This window comes from Flavobacterium bomense, assembly GCF_003970355.1.
Genome location: NZ_RYDJ01000002.1, coordinates 25,684 through 44,898 on the forward strand (window position 1 = coordinate 25,684; position 19,215 = coordinate 44,898).

General features: G+C 34.3%; 21 protein-coding genes. 17 read left to right on the forward strand and 4 right to left on the reverse strand.

Translation table 11 applies throughout. The features are described from left to right. Nucleotides 1-2: 2 nt before the first annotated feature. The 4 genes from gndA to EKL98_RS02920 form a co-directional block, all read right to left on the reverse strand. Nucleotides 3-1,409: an NADP-dependent phosphogluconate dehydrogenase gene (gene gndA / locus EKL98_RS02905; RefSeq protein ID WP_126561510.1), complete on the reverse strand. Its 1,407-nt coding sequence runs from the start codon at nucleotides 1,407-1,409 to the stop codon at nucleotides 3-5. A 77-nt stretch (nucleotides 1,410-1,486) separates the two neighbouring features. After that, a complete protein-coding gene (hxlA, locus tag EKL98_RS02910) occupies nucleotides 1,487-2,128 on the reverse strand; it encodes a 3-hexulose-6-phosphate synthase (protein WP_126459269.1) in 642 nt (213 codons plus the stop codon). A 41-nt stretch (nucleotides 2,129-2,169) separates the two neighbouring features. Next, a complete protein-coding gene (gene hxlB / locus EKL98_RS02915; protein WP_126459272.1) occupies nucleotides 2,170-2,736 on the reverse strand; it encodes a 6-phospho-3-hexuloisomerase in 567 nt (188 codons plus the stop codon). A 282-nt stretch (nucleotides 2,737-3,018) separates the two neighbouring features. Further along, nucleotides 3,019-3,906 carry an AraC family transcriptional regulator gene (locus EKL98_RS02920; RefSeq protein WP_126459275.1) on the reverse strand — a complete coding sequence of 296 codons (888 nt, stop codon included), beginning with the start codon at nucleotides 3,904-3,906 and terminating at the stop codon, nucleotides 3,019-3,021. Nucleotides 3,907-4,348: 442 nt separating this feature from the next. Here EKL98_RS02920 and EKL98_RS02925 point away from each other — a divergent pair, with 442 nt between their 5' ends. From EKL98_RS02925 to EKL98_RS03000, 17 genes are all read left to right on the forward strand, one after another. Further along, a complete protein-coding gene (locus EKL98_RS02925; RefSeq protein ID WP_126561511.1) occupies nucleotides 4,349-5,029 on the forward strand; it encodes a GNAT family N-acetyltransferase in 681 nt (226 codons plus the stop codon). A 385-nt stretch (nucleotides 5,030-5,414) separates the two neighbouring features. After that, nucleotides 5,415-5,858, forward strand: coding sequence for a QcrA and Rieske domain-containing protein (locus EKL98_RS02930; RefSeq protein ID WP_126561512.1), 444 nt, complete (start codon nucleotides 5,415-5,417; stop codon nucleotides 5,856-5,858). A 250-nt stretch (nucleotides 5,859-6,108) separates the two neighbouring features. Further along, on the forward strand, nucleotides 6,109-6,543 hold the full coding sequence (locus EKL98_RS02935; RefSeq protein WP_126561513.1) for a thioredoxin family protein: 435 nt from the start codon (nucleotides 6,109-6,111) through the stop codon (nucleotides 6,541-6,543). Further along, entirely contained in the window at nucleotides 6,543-7,526 is a 984-nt protein-coding gene (locus EKL98_RS02940; RefSeq protein ID WP_126561514.1) for an FAD:protein FMN transferase, read from the forward strand. The genes EKL98_RS02935 and EKL98_RS02940 overlap by 1 nt, the downstream gene beginning before the upstream one ends. Before the next feature lie 15 nt (nucleotides 7,527-7,541). Next, a complete protein-coding gene (locus tag EKL98_RS02945; protein WP_126451655.1) occupies nucleotides 7,542-7,754 on the forward strand; it encodes a DUF4266 domain-containing protein in 213 nt (70 codons plus the stop codon). A gap of 43 nt (nucleotides 7,755-7,797) precedes the next feature. Then, complete coding sequence (locus EKL98_RS02950; RefSeq protein WP_126561515.1) at nucleotides 7,798-9,240, forward strand: DUF3570 domain-containing protein; 1,443 nt, start codon at nucleotides 7,798-7,800, stop codon at nucleotides 9,238-9,240. Nucleotides 9,241-9,486: 246 nt separating this feature from the next. Next, the gene (locus EKL98_RS18390; RefSeq protein ID WP_262706910.1) at nucleotides 9,487-9,615 is read left to right on the forward strand and encodes a hypothetical protein; all 129 of its coding nucleotides are present in this window, start codon (nucleotides 9,487-9,489) and stop codon (nucleotides 9,613-9,615) included. 278 nt (nucleotides 9,616-9,893) lie between these two features. Then, complete coding sequence (gene hisG, locus EKL98_RS02955; protein WP_126561516.1) at nucleotides 9,894-10,751, forward strand: ATP phosphoribosyltransferase; 858 nt, start codon at nucleotides 9,894-9,896, stop codon at nucleotides 10,749-10,751. A 73-nt stretch (nucleotides 10,752-10,824) separates the two neighbouring features. Beyond that, nucleotides 10,825-12,117 carry a histidinol dehydrogenase gene (gene hisD / locus EKL98_RS02960; RefSeq protein ID WP_126561517.1) on the forward strand — a complete coding sequence of 431 codons (1,293 nt, stop codon included), beginning with the start codon at nucleotides 10,825-10,827 and terminating at the stop codon, nucleotides 12,115-12,117. Further along, nucleotides 12,107-13,162 carry a histidinol-phosphate transaminase gene (gene hisC, locus EKL98_RS02965; RefSeq protein WP_126561518.1) on the forward strand — a complete coding sequence of 352 codons (1,056 nt, stop codon included), beginning with the start codon at nucleotides 12,107-12,109 and terminating at the stop codon, nucleotides 13,160-13,162. The genes hisD and hisC overlap by 11 nt, the downstream gene beginning before the upstream one ends. A gap of 15 nt (nucleotides 13,163-13,177) precedes the next feature. Then, nucleotides 13,178-13,606 carry a DUF2846 domain-containing protein gene (locus EKL98_RS02970; RefSeq protein WP_126561519.1) on the forward strand — a complete coding sequence of 143 codons (429 nt, stop codon included), beginning with the start codon at nucleotides 13,178-13,180 and terminating at the stop codon, nucleotides 13,604-13,606. A 35-nt stretch (nucleotides 13,607-13,641) separates the two neighbouring features. Next, a complete protein-coding gene (gene hisB / locus EKL98_RS02975) occupies nucleotides 13,642-14,778 on the forward strand; it encodes a bifunctional histidinol-phosphatase/imidazoleglycerol-phosphate dehydratase HisB (protein ID WP_126561520.1) in 1,137 nt (378 codons plus the stop codon). A gap of 89 nt (nucleotides 14,779-14,867) precedes the next feature. After that, nucleotides 14,868-15,455: an imidazole glycerol phosphate synthase subunit HisH gene (hisH, locus tag EKL98_RS02980; protein ID WP_126561521.1), complete on the forward strand. Its 588-nt coding sequence runs from the start codon at nucleotides 14,868-14,870 to the stop codon at nucleotides 15,453-15,455. A 99-nt stretch (nucleotides 15,456-15,554) separates the two neighbouring features. Then, nucleotides 15,555-16,337: a 1-(5-phosphoribosyl)-5-[(5-phosphoribosylamino)methylideneamino]imidazole-4-carboxamide isomerase gene (locus EKL98_RS02985; RefSeq protein WP_126561522.1), complete on the forward strand. Its 783-nt coding sequence runs from the start codon at nucleotides 15,555-15,557 to the stop codon at nucleotides 16,335-16,337. 98 nt (nucleotides 16,338-16,435) lie between these two features. After that, complete coding sequence (hisF, locus tag EKL98_RS02990; protein WP_126561523.1) at nucleotides 16,436-17,191, forward strand: imidazole glycerol phosphate synthase subunit HisF; 756 nt, start codon at nucleotides 16,436-16,438, stop codon at nucleotides 17,189-17,191. A gap of 83 nt (nucleotides 17,192-17,274) precedes the next feature. Next, the gene (gene hisIE, locus EKL98_RS02995; protein WP_126451645.1) at nucleotides 17,275-17,880 is read left to right on the forward strand and encodes a bifunctional phosphoribosyl-AMP cyclohydrolase/phosphoribosyl-ATP diphosphatase HisIE; all 606 of its coding nucleotides are present in this window, start codon (nucleotides 17,275-17,277) and stop codon (nucleotides 17,878-17,880) included. A 121-nt stretch (nucleotides 17,881-18,001) separates the two neighbouring features. Continuing rightward, complete coding sequence (locus EKL98_RS03000) at nucleotides 18,002-19,147, forward strand: alpha/beta hydrolase (protein WP_233589346.1); 1,146 nt, start codon at nucleotides 18,002-18,004, stop codon at nucleotides 19,145-19,147. Nucleotides 19,148-19,215 lie beyond the last annotated feature (68 nt).

Sequence of the window (19,215 nt, forward strand, 5' to 3'; positions counted from 1 at the left end):
ATTTAGTCATTCCACTCGGTGTGAAATATACCGTTAGTATCAGTACGCTCATAAGTATGAGCCCCGAAGTAGTCGCGTAATGCCTGTATCAGATTAGTAGGAAGGTTTTCTGATCGATAAGCATCAAAATACGCTAAGGAGTTCATTAGACCGGCAATAGGTATCCCTTTTTGAACGGCAAATTGAACGGTATTCCTTATGCTGGATTGATTCTCATTTAAGGTCTTTGCTATGCTATCATCGAGCAGTATGTTTTTCAGTTCACTATTTTTGGCGTAAGCCTTTCGGAAATCCTCCAATACTACCGAACGAATAATACATCCACCACGCCAAATTTTAGCGATTGTCTCCAAGTTCAATTCGTAATTATATTCTTTTGAAGCTTTTGTTAGCAAGGCTAATCCTTGGGCATAAGTAATTAATATGGAAAAATATAAAGCCTCTTTAAGTGTTTCTATGGCTGCAGGCAAATCAGTATTGGTTTGTTCCGCATTCCAAATTAATTTTGAGGAAGCCTCAATTCTTTCCGGTTTATTTTTAGACATTTCCCTCATTGCAACGGCAGCATCTACGGTTGAAAGAGGAACTTCTAAGTCCATGGCATTTTGAGAAGTCCATTTTCCTGTTCCTTTGGATTTTGCCCAGTCGGAGATTAGATTTATTAATATCTGGCCATCAGTATCTTTTTTCTTCAGGATGTGTCCTGTTATTTCAATCAGGTAGGATTCGAGTTCGGTGTTATTCCAGTCTTCAAATACTTTTTGAATTGTAGTGTCGTCTAGTTCGTATCCGCGTTTCATAAGATCGTATGCCTCTGAAATAAGCTGCATAATCCCATATTCAATTCCGTTATGCGCCATTTTCACGTAGTTTCCTGCAGATCCGTTGCCTAAGTATTCTACGCAAGGTTCTCCATTTACTTTAGCAGCAATGGATTCAAAAATAGGACGTAGCCTTTCATAGGCTTCTTTATTACCTCCGGGCATAAGGCTAGGGCCAAAACGGGCTCCTTTTTCGCCTCCTGAGATTCCCATTCCAAAAAAGTGGATTCCCTTGGCCGATAATTCTGTATATCTACGGTCAGTATCAGTAAAACATGTATTTCCGCCGTCGATAAGAATATCTCCTTTATCTAGGTGGGGCAGTAGGTTTTGAATGACAGCATCAACAGGTTTTCCTGCTGGTACTAATATCAGGATAGCTCTTGGCTGTCTGATAAGTGCAACAAAATCTTCGACGGCTGTTGTGGCTTTAATTCGGTGTTGGGAATTCGCTTCTTCTGTGAGAGAAAGAACTTTATCATCATCTAAGTCTAAGCCAGCTACAGCATGACCTTGGTCGGCCATATTTAAAAGTAGATTACGCCCCATAACTCCTAGGCCCACTATACCAAAATCGAATGTATTCATAATTAGTATGTAAATTTATTATTAGAAAAAAAAAGGCTGGACTTTATTTATAAAGTCCAGCCAAAATTAATCAATTATTAGGCTACAGTAACACTATTTATAGCTTCTTTTAATGCTTTTGCCGCAGCAGCCGGATCTTCAGCACCATAAATGGCACCACCAGCAACAGCTACATCTGCACCAGCAGCTACAACATCCTTTATTGTACTAATATTCACACCACCTGCTACAGAGAAAGGAACTTTTGCTAGTTTACCTTCACTAATCAGTGTTTGTACAGAATATCCTGCTAATGTTTGTTCGTCAAGACCAGCGTGTAGTTCAACAAAAGCAACTCCAAAAGCAGTTACTTCTTTTGCTCTTTGTACTCTATCTTTAACTCCAATAGTATCAACTACTACTTTTTTACCATATTTTGCTGCAGCTTCTACCGCGCCTTTTACAGTTGCATCATCTACAGCACCCATAACGGTTACTAGATCTGCTCCAGCTTTAAATGCAATCTCAGCTTCTAGAAAACCGGTATCTGCAATTTTCATGTCTGCAAAAATTAATTTGTCAGGGAAAGCAGTTTTCATTGCTGTTACCACACTAAGTCCTTCCGATTTAATAAGCGGAGTACCTAATTCTATAATATCTACGTAAGGTGCTACTTTGTGTGCTAGTTCTAATGCTGCTTCTGTAGTAAGTAAATCAATTGCGACTTGTAATTTTGTCATGTCTAAAATGTTTAAAAAAATTAATAATATTAAAAAAATCGTTATTCCAGGTTGGCGTGTTTGGGCCATAGGTCTTCTTTGGTCAACTTTGATTCTTGCCAAAGCGACATAAAAACGCTCTCCAGGATAAATAATATAAACTGTTCAAAAAGGCTGCCTGCATACTGCTCGGAGACCGAAGCCCCAAAGTCAGTTTTTGTTGCCGCTTTTATGAATATGATATGGTCTGCCACTTCTGCTAATTTACTTTCTGCATCGGCAGTCAGCGCAATAACTGTTGCTTTTTGAGCCTTCGCTTTCACCGCTGATGAGAGTACTGAAGAAGTAGTGCCAGATCCTGATGCTAGCAGTAACAAATCACCTTCAAGAATGGCGGGTGTATTCGTTTCTCCTACTATGAATACCGTATAGCCTAAATGCATAAATCTCATGGCTGCCATTTTTAATGCAAGTCCGCTTCTCCCTGCTGCCATTACAAAAATTCGTTTGGCTACTTTAATTTCGTTAACCAAAACCTTTATCTCTTGAGGATTAATCTCATTTGCTAATTTTAGGTTTTCCTCCAAAATAACATGCAGATTTTTGTTTGTCAAAGTGTTACTATTCATTTTGTTTTATTTTTAAATAAGCGATACGCTCCTACTATCATTCAAATTAGTACACCAATGAAATTGGGTAATTTTGATCGATTTTTTTTCGAGTGTGTGAGGTATTGCGTGATTGAAATTACAGGATGCCTTTATAATTTTAATTTTTTCTATTCAGAATTAAATGGAATAATAAAGCTGTAATCGATTTTTTGCAACAGTAATTAATCTCTATTTTGAATAGTATTAATTACTGATGCAAAGATAGATCAGAAGGAAAGGAGGGATGTTATATATACAAGACTATGCGGTATAAATTTGCGCCAGGCCATTCTGAAGGTCCGTTGGCGTTTCCTTTAGCTTAGCTCTTACAAATTTATTAAGAGCTGATGGAGAGCTAAACCCAAGGTCAAATGCGATTTCTTTGTGAGAGCGATCAGTAAACAGTAATTGTCTTTTAATTTCGGTAAGGATCCGGTTGTGGATTGCATTTATTGCGGTTTCGCCAGAATATTTTTTATTTAGTGCATTTAACTTTTTAGTGCTAATAGCCAGTTTTAAGGCATAGTATTGTACAGTGCGCTCAATTTTATATTGATGGTTCAAAAGTTTTTTAAAGGCTATATAGGTATTCTGGTCAGGACCTTGAGTGTCCTGATGTAAAACAGGATGTTGGCCATGGATTGATTCAATGAGTCCCAAAAGGAAGATTTTGATATAAAAACGGGCCTGCTCTTTTTTAACTAGGCTAGGGGCATTATAAATATCCTGTATGTTCTTTATAATAGGTAAGACTTGTTCAAATTCTAGGCTAGAAAGTGCGGTACAATTAAGGTGGGCCGATAAGTTTACATTATAGGCACTGAGCTCATTTTTCAATATATCTGAACAGAACAATACTTCTTCAAATAATATAATTTTGCCAGATAAATCAGTTGACAAATTTGACAAAAAGTGGATTTGATCCGGAAACAGAATAGAAATTTTTCCTGAATTTAATAAATGAATTTTGTCTTCGATATGTACTTTAATACTTCCTGATTCCACAAGTATGATACAAAAATGATCTTTTTTATGTGGTTTCAAATAATCTTCAGCACTTGCTGTCCCAAGGTCAAAAACCCGGAAGGACAAATTTTTATCATCCGTTTTTTGAATGTTTTTTTTAATCTCAAACCTCTCTAAGTACATAGGATATTTTTTATATAAGTGCTGAGTGCGCTCTAATAAACGACTTTAATGCATCAAGTTTATTATAGAGTCATTTTAAATGATGCTTGTAAACCTAATTTATTAAATTTAAAAACACTTCTTTAGTACAATTTTCATTAGTAGCTTTTCAATAATAGCTTAATAATCAAGGGATTTTAATTATAAAAGGTAGTGTCAGTAATTTTAAACATTAAAGATCAAGGACAAATATACTCTTTTCTTATCTTAAGATATTGATTCAGCTTGAAATTAGGCTCAAAACTAGATTCAGTACGGTTCTTAGAGCACTAATAATGAATTTTAATTTTTATATTGAAGGAACTAACATTACCCGCAAAAAGAGTGAAACATAAATACCGTTAATTTTAACGGATGAAAAAGTACGTAAAATTGATGATCAACTTTCAAAAACTAAATTATTATGAAAACACAAAACGATAAAAAATTAGATAATCCAGTTTGGTTTTCGTTATTAGAAACGCATCAAAATTTTGCTATGAATTCTGGCAATATAAAATTCTATCCTCCGGATTATTGCCCGTTTGGTGGTTTTGAAAAAGGCGATGCTATTGCTAAGTCTATCGATAAATACGCTGCAATGGTTGATAAATTCTTTATTGTTGGAGAAAAACCAGAATTTTCAAATCTATTGACGATTAATAAAGAATTGGTTTGCCTTCAAATGATTGTTTACAATCCAATCGACATTCTAGTTAATGATCGAATCATACAACTGACTGATGAACATATTGATGCTTTATATGCGTTGGTAAATTTGGTGCAACCAGGGTATTTTAAAAAGAAAACCGCTTTATTAGGCAATTATTATGGTATTTTCAAAAACAATAAACTTGTTGCCGTGAGTGGTGAGCGCATGCAAATGAATGATTTTATCGAAGTCAGCGCAGTAGTAACACATCCCAATCATACCGGAAAAGGATACGCCAAACAATTAGTTGCCCATACAGTAAATGAAATTTTTAACCAAAATAAAATACCTTATTTACATGTAATTGAAGACAATAGCACAGCCATAACACTCTATCAAAAACTGGGTTTTACAATCAGGCAAAAAATTAGTTTTTGGTATATTACTAGGTAAACTTGTGGATTGAGAACAATTTTGTAAATCCTGAAAATGCACTAGCTGAGTCCAACTCAAAATCTGGGCAACAATAACTTAAAAAAAAATCATCATAAAAGAGTTTTTTTTAAATGATTATAAGTAGCAAGAAAGATATATTGTCGCAATTATTAAAAAGAGTTTTTGCCACAGATTGTAAGGATTAAAAAGATTTTTAAAATTACATAACGAATTAATCTGTGAATCTGTGGCAGTTATTTAGTTACTACCTCTGGGACTTTGCTCCGAGGTAGTTTATTAAAAAAGGACTAAAAACTAAGTACTTAAAATAATATTTTTCAATAAAAAACTAAACTTGAGTTTTTTACGTAACTATTATTATTAGAAACTAATATCAATAATTATGACTAGAAAAGAATTTTTTTCCAGAGTAGGATTTGGAGCAGCAACAGTTTTACTACCTGCTTGTATTGCTGGCATGGCCGTGAGTTGTAGCTCTGATGATACAAATTCAGGTTCATCAGGTACCACCACCCCGACACCTTCAGCAAGTTCAAATTTCACAGTTGATGTAAGCATGGGGACTTTAGCTAAAAACGGAGGTTTTTTAGTAACCCAAGGAATAATTATCGCTAGAACCAACGCAGGTGATTTTCTAGCAGTCTCTGCTGCATGCCCTCATGAGGGAGTTATTGTTAATTATGATGAAGCAGGTAACAAATTTGTTTGTCCAAGACATAATTCTCAATTTACCAGTAAGGGAGTAGTTACAATTGGGCCTGCAGTGTCTAATTTAAAAGAGTACAAGACTTCATTAGCAGGAACAGCACTGACTGTTTTTGTGTAATAAAATTAAAACAAAGAGCTATAAGTAAGTCGAAAGTTTAAAAGTCGTAAAGTCAAAAGAATTAACTTTAAGTAAAACAGCTTTAAATCAGATTTTTACATGATTTTATCCTGATTTTAAAATACGACATTATACCATGGTTATTACTTAAGTCTCTTATTGTTAAATTAATTCTGTCTTAATTTTGTTCTCTGCTAAATTGTTGTTTAGGGAAAACAAATACTTTTATAGAAATAAAAACAACCCTAAAATGAAAAAATACACGCTGATTTTGTTTCTTTTCTTAGGAACATTTGGTTATTCTCAAAATTGGGAATCTGATTTTAATGATGCAAAAATAAAAGCAATCAAAGAAAACAAAAATATCCTTCTTGTGTTTTCAGGATCTGATTGGTGTGCGCCTTGTATTAAACTAGAAAATACAATCTGGAAGTCAGAAGATTTTAAAAATGAGGCAGAGCAAAAATGGGTCATATACAAAGCTGATTTTCCTAAGAAAAAAGCAAATTTACTGGTTGCTAATTTAACAGCTAGCAATAAAAAATTAGCTGAGCAGTACAACAAATCTGGAAATTTCCCTTTAGTGCTGTTACTGGATAAAACAGGGACCGTATTAGGAATTACTGGTTACAAAAATGTGACTCCGCAAGAATACATTCAAATCATTCATTCCTTTGAGAAATAATGAAAAAAATACTCGTACTCAGTTTTATATTCACAACGGCATTAGCGACTTCGCAAATTACGCATAAGAGAAAGTTGTTTATGTTAGGGAGTCCTTTTGAGGTTACCGCTGTTGCAAGTGATACTATAAAGGCCAACGAATATATTGATTTGGCTGTAGCCGAAGTAAAACGAATTGAGTATTTAATCTCCGATTGGATTCCAACAACGCAAATCTCCGAAATCAATCGCAATGCAGGAATACAGCCAGTAAAAGTGGATGCTGAAGTTTTTGAATTGGTCGAAAGAGCCATTAAAATCTCCCAAATTACCAATGGTGCTTTTGATATTTCGTATGCTTCCATGGACAAAATATGGAAATTTGATGGTTCCATGAAAGTAATGCCAACCGATGAAGCCATAAAAAAATCAGTCGCAAAAATTGGGTATAAAAATATTATTCTAAACCAGAAAGAACAGACTATTTTTCTAAAATCAGAAGGAATGAAATTAGGTTTGGGCGGCATTGGACAAGGCTATATTGCTGATAAAGTAAAAGATTTATTGTTTTCTAAAGGCTGTCTTTCCGGAATTATAAACGTCTCGGGAGATATTAATGCCTGGGGGAAACAACCGGACGGAAAACCTTGGACTGTAGGAATAGTAAACCCTTTGAACAAGAATAAAATTTTTGCCACGTTCCCGATAGAAGACAGTGCGGTGGAAACTTCCGGCAGTTATGAAAAATATGTGATTTTTAACGGTATTCGTTATTCGCATATTATTGATCCCAGAACGGGGTATCCGGCAAATGGTGTGGTCAGTGTCTCTGTTTTTTCCAAGCAGACTGAAATCGCTGATGCGTTGGCTACAGGAATTTTTGTACTTGGAATAGAAGTAGGCTTGGATCTAGTAAATCAAATTAAAGGTATTGAATGTATTATTGTTGACGATAAAGGCAAAATTCACTCTTCAAATGGAATTGATATCAAAAAATATAATTAATAACAAAATGCACTCATGAAACATAAAATAGCCTTTGTATTTTTTACACTTTTGATTTTGCAATCGTGCAGTTCCATAAAAGAATACGAAAAAGAGAAAATAACTGATCCTGATATGAAGCTTTCTGCCCGAACAGCGGAACGGTATGAAACGTCTTTTCAAGTATATCGTGAAGCTGCTGGCGGAGCCAATGGTGGAAAATCAGGTGGCGGCTGTGGTTGCAATTAATTTAAAGCATCAATTCAGATTGTAAATTCCAATCCATTAGAAAATGAAAATAAAAATTTTATCTCTTTTTATCTTAATCACTGTAACTGCTTTTTCTCAAGAAAATAGTAAAGAACCCGTTTTTAAAAAAAGAGTGTTAGAAAGTACAGAAGTGGACTTTCTAGCGAGTTATTACGAGCAAGATGGATCAAGATCAGCTGTTTCTGGGGGTATTGGTTCAGAGAAACTAACAGATGTCGCTTCTAATATTGTGGTTGCAATGCCGTTGAATGAGGATGATGTCTTGACTATTGATTTAGGAATATCAGCCTATTCATCAGCTTCGTCCAGTAATATAAATCCATTTAATTCTACGGGTGCTTCTCGTGGCGGAGGCGCTATTGATCCAACAGTAGGCAGTAATGCGGAGGCTACAGGACCCAGTGGAACGCCTTGGCAAGCTTCATCTGGCGCTTCAAGAAGTGATGAATTAGTATCTATAGTTGCTAATTACAGTCATAGTAGCGACTCCAGAAATTTTATTTGGAATACAGATGTTTCTTTTTCAAATGAATATGATTACACTTCAGTTGGTTTTGGTGGTGGAATCACTGGTCTTTTTAATGAAAAAAATACAGAATTGAGTTTGAAAGTAAATGCATATATAGATCAATGGAGACCTATTTATCCAACAGAGTTGCACGAATATTCATTGTATGGTTCAAATTTTTTAAATCAAGGCTATTTTTTTGGTGTATCAGTTTTGGATCAGAACGGTGTATCCTCAACAGATTACTTGCCGTCTGAATTTAAACAGGTTATTACTGTTAACAGAAATTCATTTTCAGCTTCTGTAGGGTTTTCTCAGGTTTTGACTAAGAAATTACAAGTTTCCGTTTTCTTTGATGTATTGCAACAACAAGGATTATTGTCTTCTCCTTACCACCGAATTTATTTTGCAGACAAAGCCAATTTTTACATTGGACAAGCGCAATACATAAGCAATTACGAAAGTCCAAGCAACACCGGAGTTTACAAATTAGCAGATGATATCGAAAGATTACCGGATTCACGGTTTAAACTTCCCGTTGGAGCGCGTTTGAATTATTACATCAATGACCGATTTATATTACGAACCTATTATCGTTTTTATTCGGATAATTGGGACATACAATCGCATACCGCCAGTATTGAACTTCCTGTGAAATTGTCCGATAAGTTTACTGTTTTTCCCATGTACCGCTATTATACACAAGCGGGTTCTAAATATTATGCGCCTTATGAAACGCATTTGTCAACAGAAAAATTTTATACTTCGGATGCTGATTTAGCCACATTTGATGCCAATCAATACGGTTTTGGCGTTAACTATTCAGATATTTTTTCTGCAGGGAAAATTTGGAAATTTGGCTTAAAAAATATTGATTTTAGATTCAATCATTACAAACGAAGCGATAATTTGACGGCTAATATTGCTACCATTGCTTTTAAATTTGTAATGCAATAAACCCTGAATTTGTAAAAAAACAATAAAGATGCATATATTAATTCTTTTCAACTGCACTATTTTTATTCAGAGACCGAAAACGGAATCAAGACCAAAATACATATTACACTCATTTGTAAATGGTTGAAAACAAAATTCTAATTATCGGAACCTTTTTCGGAATTGGAATTTTGATAGCTGGAATGTTTTTAAAGAAAGATTCGTTAAAAAATACGGCGTATATTTTGTTTGTGATAGTGTCAATTTTTGTCAATAAAAGTAGGGAATTCTGGGGATGAAATTCGTCATACAGAAATTAGTGAAGACAGCGCTGTTTCTGCACCCGTGAATGAGAATACAGCTGTGAAAAAAGAATATAATAAAAAACAAGAATGATATTCATTTAACAAAAATTAGCATTTAAGTTAAAATAAAAATTGCTTTCTAAAGAATTTAACTCGTATATTTGCAAAAGAATTAAAATAAAGCAGACAAAAATGTTTACAAATCAATTGCATCATCATCATTTTCATTATTGCTCTCAAGCGATGTGTTAATGGTATGTGTGTAAATCATCATATTCTAAAAACCCGTTTGAGTACATCAAACGGGTTTTTTATTACCCCATATTTGTACTCAATCAAAATATTTTAAACAAAAAAACAAAAAACAAAATGAGTACATTAAAAATTGCAATTCAAAAATCAGGGCGTTTAAACGAAGACAGCATTCAAATTCTAAAAGATGCAGGCATTTCAATTGATAACGGAATCGACCAATTAAAAGCAGAAGCTTCTAATTTTCCTTTAGAAGTTTTATATTTAAGAAATTCGGATATTCCTCAATATTTGATTGATGGAGTTGTAGATATTGCTATTGTGGGTGATAATTTATTAGTTGAAAAAGGCGGGAATATTGAAGTTATTCAAAAATTAGGTTTTTCAAAATGTAAAGTATCTGTTGCTGTACCTAAAGCATTTGATTACAAATCCGTTCAGGATTTAGATGGTATGCGTATTGCAACTTCCTACCCTAAAACAGTACTTGATTTTTTTAATTCGAAAGGTGTAACAGTCGATATACACCAGATTTCAGGTTCGGTTGAAATAGCTCCAAACATCGGTCTTGCTGATGCTATTGTTGATATTGTTTCCAGTGGAAGCACATTATTTAAAAATAATCTAAAAGAGGTTGAAGTTATTTTTAAAAGTGAAGCGGTGTTGGCTGTTTCTCCAAAAGTAAGTCCTGAATCTCAAATAATAATAGACACTTTAAAATTCAGAATTGAATCTGTTTTAAGAGCAAGAAAATCGAAGTATATCTTGATGAATGTGCCAAATGACAAAATTGATGCTGTTGGAAAAATTCTTCCGGTATTACGAAGTTTAACCGTTTTGCCTTTGGCACAAGAAGGGTGGAGCAGCGTACACTCGGTAATCGACAAAGACACTTTCTGGGATGTGATTGATCAATTGAAAGAAGCTGGAGCCGAAGGGATTTTAATTTGTCCAATTGAGAAAATGGTTTTGTAGAATTATTAATGATATGATTTAAAAGTAAAATCTTTCAATTTTTAAATCATTTAATCTTTGAATAAAATTAAAAATGAATAAAATATACAATCCAAAACCAGAAACGTGGTCTGCTATTCTAGAACGGCCCACAAAAACGGTAGATGACATTGAAGCTACAGTAAAAGAAATTTTCAAGGAAGTTCAGAAAAAAGGGGATGAGGCTGTAGCCAAATATACATCACTTTTTGATGGAGTTTCGGTTAACAATTTCGAAGTTTCAAAAGGGGAGATTGAAGCAGCAGTTGCGAGTGTATCAGAGGAATTAAAAGCAGCAATTGCTTTAGCAAAAGAAAATATAACCAAATTTCACAAGGCACAAAAAACAGAACGTGTCGCTGTCGAAACAATCGAAGGTGTAAACTGCTGGCAAGAAAAACGACCGATTCAAAAAGTAGGATTGTATATTCCTGGAGGCACAGCACCCTTGTTTTCAACAGTATTGATGCTTGCTGTTCCCGCAGAAATTGCAGGTTGCAACGAAATCGTATTGTGTTCGCCACCAGATAAAAACGGAAACATAAATTCTGCCATCTTGTTTGCTGCTAATTTATGCGGAGTTACAAAAATTTTAAAAGTAGGTGGTATTCAGGCTATTGCAGGATTGACATTTGGTACCGAAACAATTCCTAAAGTATATAAAATCTTTGGACCAGGAAATCAGTTTGTTACTGTTGCAAAACAATTAGCAACTCAATTTGGCGTTGCCATTGATATGCCCGCAGGTCCATCTGAGTTGTTAATCGTGGCTGATGATACTGCAGTTCCCGCTTTTGTAGCCTCTGATTTACTGTCACAAGCAGAACACGGAGCAGACAGTCAGGTAATTTTGGTTTCGACGTCTAAAAAACTTATGGATGCCGTTGAAGAAGAAATTCAACTTCAAATAGAGCAATTACCCCGCAAAGAGATTGCCGAAAAAGCTATCGCAAACTCCAAATTAATTTTTGTCGAAAATGATAAAATCGCTTTGGATTTAATAAACGAATACGGACCGGAACACTTTATTGTGTGCACTGCCAACGATGATTTTTATATTGACGAAATTGAAAATGCAGGTTCGGTTTTTATAGGGAATTATACACCGGAGAGCGCCGGTGATTACGCATCGGGCACCAATCATACCTTGCCTACCAACGGATATGCAAAAAACTATAGTGGTGTAAATTTAGATAGTTTTACAAAAACAATGACTTTTCAAAAAATAACGGAAAAAGGAATCCAAAATATAGGAAAAGCTATTGAAATAATGGCTGATGCCGAAGGGTTGCAAGCACACAAAAATGCAGTTACATTACGATTAAAAGCACTGGAAGATGGGAAATAGTTTTGATATCAATAATTTGGTTCGAGAGAACGTAAAAACAATGAAGCCGTATTCCTCTGCTCGCGATGAATTTGAGGGTTTTGATACTGCTGATATGATTTTTTTGGATGCCAATGAAAATCCGTTTGAGAATGGCGTAAATCGCTATCCTGATCCACAACAAATGAGTGTGAAAGCAGTTTTGGCCAAACAAAAAAATGTAAAGACCAACCAAATTTTACTTGGAAATGGCAGTGATGAAGTATTGGATTTATTATTCAGAGCTTTTTGTGAACCAAAAACAGATAATGTGATTACCTTACCGCCAACCTACGGAATGTATGGTGTTTTGGCTAATATCAATGCAGTTGAAAACAGAGAAGTATTACTTTCAGAAGATTTTCAACCGCAAATAGAAAAAATTATTAAAGCTGTTGATGCAACCACTAAAATCATTTTTTTATGTTCACCAAATAATCCAACCGGAAATTCTTATTCGGATGAAAGTGTGGCGTATATTCTTCAAAATTTTAAGGGGTTGGTAGTAATTGATGAAGCATATATTGACTTTTCAAAAAAAGAAAGTTGGATTAATGAATTAGACGAATATCCAAATTTGGTCATTACTCAAACACTATCAAAAGCGTACGGTTTGGCAGGAATCAGATTGGGAATTTGTTATGCATCTGCTGAAGTAATTTCGGTTTTGAATAAAATAAAACCACCGTATAATGTGAATGAACTGACTCAAAAAAGAGCATTGGAACGATTAGACAAGCCGGAAAAGATAAAATTTGAAATTGAATCTATTATAGCGCAAAGAGAGGAATTACTTAAAGTGTTACTTGATATTAATTTTGTCGAAAAAACTTATCCTACAGAAGCCAATTTTATTTTGGTAAAAGTGGATGATGCCAATAAAAGATACGCAGAGTTGATTGCAAAAGGAATTGTAATCAGAAATCGAACCACCCAACCACTTTGTGAAAATACATTGCGTTTAACTGTTGGAACAGAGAATGAGAATAAGAAGTTGATTGAGGTGTTATTAGCAATTAGTAAATAACTTAATTAAAACGAAATGAAGAAAATAAATAAACACCTGTTGTTAAGCTTTTTAATTTTTTTGTGTTTCACTTCTTTTATCAATGCTCAACACAAAGAAAAAACTGGTAAAATCTATTTCCTACGTTCTACAGGTATTTCTGGCTCTGGTTCAGCATTCAAAATGTTTATTGATGATAAATTTGTTTGTAAACTGAATAATAAAAAATACTCCGTACATGAAGTTGCTGAAGGAAAGCATAATTGTTTTGTTAAAGGTGGCAGAAAGAAGCCAGGGGAAAGTGCTGAAAAATTTGAAGTTCAAGTTGAAGCAGGAAAAATAACCTATGTTCAATTAGTCTATGAAATAGGTATTTTTGAGTACTACCTTTATTTTAAAGAAGTTATGGAGGAAATAGCCTTAAAGAAAATAGAAAAAATGTCAGAAGACACAAAATGTTTTTAATATAATTTTACAGTAGATAACTAAGACATAGCTAAATGAAAAAAATACTTTTTATAGATCGTGACGGAACAATGGTTTTGGAACCAAATGATTATCAATTAGACAGTTTTGAAAAACTGGAATTCTATCCAAAAGCATTTCAATACCTTGGGAAAATTGCTTTGGAACTAGATTTTGAACTCGTAATGGTGACCAATCAAGATGGTTTGGGTACGGATTCGCATCCGGAAATTAACTTTTGGCCCGTGCATAATTTAATAATGAAAGCATTTGCTAATGAAGGCGTGGTTTTTAGTGAAGTCTTAATTGATAAAACATTTCCGCACGAAAATGCTCCAACGCGCAAACCTGCATTAGGTTTGTTGACAAAATACATTGATAATCCGGAGTATGATTTAACAAATTCATTCGTAATAGGAGATAGGATAACCGACGTTGAATTAGCCAAAAATTTAGGTTCAAAAGCGATTTTTATTAATACCGATGAAGAATTGGGAGGCGACGAAATTGCTTCAAAAAGAGAGGAATTAGATTCCGTTATTGCTTTGCAAACTACCGATTGGAAAGTAATTTATGAGTTTTTGAAATTAGAAGAACGCTCCGCTTCAATAAAAAGAAAAACAAATGAAACGGATATTTACATCAACGTAAACCTTGATGGAACGGGTAAAAGCAAAATCGAAACTGGTATTGCTTTCTTTGACCACATGCTGGATCAAATAGCTCGTCACGGACAAATGGACTTGGAAATTCTTGTAAAAGGTGATTTGGAAGTAGACGAACACCACACAATTGAAGATACAGCAATTGCACTTGGAGAAGTTTTTGCGAAAGCATTAGGAAATAAATTAGGAATAGAACGTTACGGTTTTTGTTTGCCAATGGACGACTGTTTAGCGCAAGTGGCTATTGATTTTGGAGGCAGAAACTGGCTGGTTTGGGAATCCGAATTTAAACGGGAGATGGTCGGAAAAATGCCAACGGAGATGTTTTATCATTTCTTCAAATCTTTCTCGGATGGAGCGAAAGCCAACATCAATATAAAGGCAGAAGGAACGAACGAACATCACAAGATTGAAGCCATTTTTAAAGCTTTTGCCAAAGCAATAAAAGTAGCCGTAAAGCGGGATACAGAAAAAATGATTTTGCCAAGTACAAAGGGGATGCTTTAATTTAGTCGAAAGACAAAAGTCTTAAAGTCTTAAAGTGCTCCGGCATTGACTTTATGACTTTTGACTTTACAACATTAAGACCAATATAAATGAAAACAGTAATCATAAATTACGGTGCAGGCAATATTCAAAGTATTATGTTTGCCATCGAAAGATTGGGATTCAAAGCCATTTTGAGTAATAATCCAGAAGAAATTAAAGTAGCAGACAAAGTGATCTTTCCAGGCGTTGGAGAAGCAAGTTCCGCAATGAAAATGCTTTTAGAAAGTGGTTTAGAGACTTTGATTCCAACCTTGAAACAACCTGTTTTGGGAATATGTTTGGGAATGCAACTGATGTGCAACAAATCGGAGGAAGGGAATACCAAAGGTTTGGGAATTTTTGATGTTGATGTGATTAAATTCACGCCAAAAGTAAAAGTACCACAAATGGGGTGGAACCAAATTTACAACTTGAAATCAGATTTATTCAAAGGAATTGCTGAGAACGAATATATGTATTTAGTACATAGTTTTTATGCTCCTATTTGTACAGAAACCATTGCTACAACTAATTACGAGCTAGAATATTCCTCAGCATTGGAAAATGAAAATTTTTATGGAACTCAATTTCATCCCGAAAAAAGTGGTGATGTTGGAGAACAAATTTTGGGTAATTTCTTAAAATTAAAGGATTGAAAAATTCAAAGATTGAAAAATTAGAGAATCAAATAGTTCTTTAATTAACATTCCCAATCTTTAAATAATTCAATTTTTAAATCTTTAAATTAAAAATAAATGAGAATAATACCTGCAATAGACATCATTGATGGAAAATGTGTTCGCTTGTCAAAAGGCGATTACAATACCAAAATTATATACAATGAAAATCCGCTTGAAGTGGCCAAATCATTTGAAGCTCACGGTATAGAATACCTGCACCTGGTTGATTTAGACGGAGCAAAGTCAAGCCAAATTGTGAATTATAAAATATTAGAGCAAATAGCTTCTAAAACCAAATTGAAAATTGATTTTGGTGGTGGATTAAAATCCGATTCCGATTTGAAAATTGCTTTTGAAAGTGGTGCCAATCAAATTACCGGCGGAAGTATAGCCGTTAAAAATAGAGAACTATTCGAAAAATGGATTGCAGAATACGGTGCTGATAAAATTATTTTGGGAGCAGATGCCAACAATGAAAAAGTAGCGGTCTCTGGTTGGTTAGAAGATTCTAATGAAGAATTGATTCCCTTTATACAAGAGTATCAAAATAAGGGAATTCAGTATGTAATTTGTACCGATATTGCCAAAGACGGTATGCTTGAAGGACCATCCTTTGATTTATATAAAAAAATTATTAATCAATGCACTGTCACTTCGAGCGCGTCATCTCGAGCGCAGTCGAGAGGCGAGAAGTTGGCGCAAGCCAATGGCATAAAATTAATTGCTTCAGGAGGAATTTCTACTTTTGACGAATTACCAAAACTAGCCGAATTAGGCTGTGAAGGAACAATAATTGGTAAGGCAATTTATGAAGGACGAATTTCATTGAAACAATTAGAAAAATATATAATAAAATAGATTGTTTCACAAAGACACACAAAGATGACACTAAGATTCACCAAGAATTTTGTGAATCTCTGTGAAACTTCGTGAATCTCTGTGTAATAAAAACAATAATGCTTACAAAAAGAATTATTCCCTGTCTCGACATTAAAAACGGAAGAACCGTAAAAGGTATTAATTTTGTGGACTTGCGTGACGCAGGAGATCCAGTTGAATTAGCTAAAATATATTCAGATGAAGGCGCGGATGAATTGGTCTTTCTAGATATTTCTGCCACGGAAGAAAGAAGGAAAACCTTAGTTGATTTGGTTCGTAAAGTCGCTTCCACGATTAATATTCCATTTACTGTTGGTGGTGGAATTTCCTCCGTTGAAGATGTTGAAATTTTGCTGCAAAACGGGGCGGATAAAGTTTCTATTAATTCTTCAGCGGTCAAAAACCCGCAGTTGATTAATGATTTGGCACAAAAATTTGGAAGTCAATGTGTAGTGGTTGCAATTGATGCCAAACAAATTGACGGGCAATGGATTGTTCATTTAGTAGGAGGAAAAGTGCCTACCGAATTGAATTTGTTTGATTGGGCCAAAGAAGTGGAAGAACGTGGTGCAGGTGAAATTTTATTCACGTCAATGGATAATGACGGAACTAAAAACGGTTTTGCTAATGAAGCTTTGGCTAGACTTTCTGAGTTAGTTAATATTCCTATAATTGCTTCAGGAGGAGCAGGAAATATTCAACATTTTGTAGACGCTTTTGTAGCTGGAAAAGCCGATGCAGCATTGGCCGCAAGTGTATTTCATTTTAAAGAAATTGAAATCAAAACATTAAAAAAAGTCCTTAAAAATAACAATATCGAGATTAGAATATAGAAATAGATAATAGAATAAAGAGAAAAGAAAGTTAGATTAGATAATCTTTCAATCTTTAAATTTTCAATCTTTAAATTAAAAACATGAACATAGATTTTTCAAAAAATACAGACGGATTAATTCCAGCAATCATTCAAGACAGTGAAACCAAAACGGTTTTGATGTTGGGTTATATGAATGCCGAAGCGTATCAAAAAACGATAGACACCAAAAAAGTAACCTTTTACAGTCGAAGTAAGCAAAGGCTTTGGACAAAAGGCGAGGAAAGTGGCAATTTTCTAAATCTGATTGACATCAAAAACGACTGTGATAATGATACGCTATTGATTCAGGTAAAACCAGAAGGGCCAACATGTCATAAAGGTACAGATACATGCTGGGCTGACGAAAACAAAGCAGATTATGGCTTTATTTCGGATTTAGAAGATACAATCCAACTTCGAAGAGAAAATGCAGATTCAGAAAAAAGTTACGTTGCTTCTTTATTTAAATTAGGGATGAACAAAATTGCCCAAAAAGTAGGTGAGGAAGCGATTGAAGTGGTTATTGAAGCCAAAGATGACAATGATGATTTGTTTTTGAGTGAAAGTGCTGATTTACTTTTTCATTATCTTATCTTATTGCAAGCCAAAGGGTTTAAGTTAGATGATGTGGTAACAGTTTTAAAAAGCCGTCAGAAGAAAAATTAGCATACTTACTTTTTATACATAAAACCCAATAGAAAATTCATTTGCTATTGGGTTTTCTTTTTTCTTTTATTTCCAATAGCAATCCACTATATTTACTTTTATTTTAAAATTAAAGCAGCACATGCAAGTAATGAATTCAGACAATACCACCTTTAATCCTGATGCAAACAATTTTATACTAAATACTGGACTACACATAATTCTAACTACTGATGAAGATGATGCTCGGCCGGTTTATATTTCAGGGAATTTTAATAATTGGCGCACACAGGACAACGAATTTCTGATGGAGAAGATAGGGAACCGTTCGTATCATTACAAATTCCCACATGATTTTGATTATCCAGAGATGCTTTTGTATAAATTTACGAAAGGAGATTGGAGCGATGTTGAGATTAACAGTCATGGGAATCGTACCGAAAATCGCTATACATTAGCACATACTGGCATTCAAAAAGAACACGTTGAGAGATGGAGAAAAAACTGGTTGCCTTTTAAACAATCTTTTTTACCTCAAGTGCAATTGATTTCGGATGAATTTGAAATTCCCCAACTCAATAAAACCAGGAAAATATGGGCGTTATTACCCCATGATTATGACAAATCGAGTGAAAGTTATCCGGTTATGTATTTGCAGGATGCTCAAAATTTATTCAATGAATTAGCTGAATTTGGCAATTGGGAAATTGATAAAAAACTGGCAGTTATGTCAGAATATAAAATCGAAAAAATTATAATTATTGCTATTGAACACGCCGAAGAAGATCGCATCAAAGAATACAATGTAGGGAAAACTGTTCTAGGAAAGGGACAAGGCAAGAAATACATTCGCTTTGTGACTGATACATTAAAACCCTACGTAGATCGCAATTTTAGAACCAAAAAAGAACGGGAATTCACCGGAATTGGAGGAAGCTCAATGGGTGGATTAGTTAGTATTTTTAGTGGATTAAGAAATCCTGAAGTGTATGGGAAATTAATGATTTTTTCGCCCTCGCTTTGGGTCGTTCCTGAATTAAAAATCAATACTGAAAAAGCTAATTCAGCAGATACAAAAATCTATTTATATGCCGGTGGCGATGAAAGTATAACGATGATTGAACATATCAAAAGTTTTAAAGATAGTTTGATTTCAAGTGAATTTGTAAAAGAAAAATCGAATATTAATTTAAGTATTAACAAGCAGGGAAAACATAGCGAAACCTACTGGAGTGACGAGTTTCCAAAAGCAATTGAATGGTTGTTTTTTAATGAAAAAGAAGTGTAGAGATGCGATTTATCGCGTCTATTACAGAGTATAGATAAAAAAACGACATTAATGTTGAATTTCATCCA